1 pseudogene is annotated in these 316 nt (G+C 53.8%); it reads right to left on the bottom strand.

The features are described 5' to 3' along the window. Positions 1-316, bottom strand: a pseudogene (locus tag CWB60_RS20395) (electron transport complex subunit RsxC); the annotation flags it as partial.

Genomic DNA, 316 nt, shown 5'->3' on the forward strand with positions numbered 1-316 from the left:
GGCAATAGCAGCAGCTACGGCCGCTTTTTTGTCATCAGCAGGAGAGTGTGTTTGTGAGTTTTCAGGCTCAACTTCACCTGTTTGCTCAGCAGCACTTGGTTCATCTGATTGCTGGGCTTGCGCAGCCGCTTTAGCGGCTTTTTTAGCTTTAGCACGCGCGATAGCAGCAGCTACCGCTGCTTTTTTATCATCTGCGGCCGCGGCGGCTTCATCGCTTTGTGGCTCAGCGCTTTGCTCAGCTTGCGCCGCTTTTTTCGCTTTAGCGCGGGCAATAGCAGCAGCTACGGCTGACTTTTTTTCATCAGGGGGTGGGGTT

The sequence above is a fragment of the Pseudoalteromonas sp. S327 genome (assembly GCF_005886415.1).
Taxonomy (GTDB): Bacteria; Pseudomonadota; Gammaproteobacteria; order Enterobacterales; family Alteromonadaceae; genus Pseudoalteromonas; species Pseudoalteromonas atlantica.